Source organism: Bilifractor sp. LCP21S3_A7 (genome assembly GCF_052118825.1).
In the GTDB taxonomy this organism is placed as follows: Bacteria; Bacillota; Clostridia; order Lachnospirales; family Lachnospiraceae; genus Bilifractor.
On record NZ_JBQKGL010000037.1, the window covers coordinates 1 to 391 of the forward strand.

The window sequence follows — 391 nt, forward strand, 5'->3', positions numbered from 1 at the left end:
AACAATTTCAAAATCTTTTGATTTTTCGATTGTGCTTTGGATTTCTTTTTGGAATCGTTTGTGTATTCAGTTTTCAAGGTACGTATCTGGCTTTATCAGCCATACCAGCCGAAAAGGGATCTGATCTTTAACAGGCTTTCATCAATTCTATAATGAATCGAATCCGTTATCTCAGAACTTTTTCAGCTCGTATCACCGGTAAAGCTTTTTGCTTTTCCAGCAGCAGGTGATTCACTACTCCTATAAAATGAGAGATTTTCGCTTACTCTATTGTAAATTCTTTGTTGTAAGGATGCTGGCGGCCGCCTATCTTTCCATACTGTCTCCGGCATAGTATTTTCGGCCGCCCGGGTCTTAACCATCGTGTTCGGAATGGGAACGGGTGTCTCCC

General features: G+C 41.2%; 1 rRNA gene. It reads right to left on the bottom strand.

Going from position 1 to position 391, the window contains the following annotated elements:
* Window positions 1-293: 293 nt before the first annotated feature.
* Window positions 294-391 (bottom strand): 5S ribosomal RNA (gene rrf, locus ACTQ1O_RS14080); the annotation flags it as partial.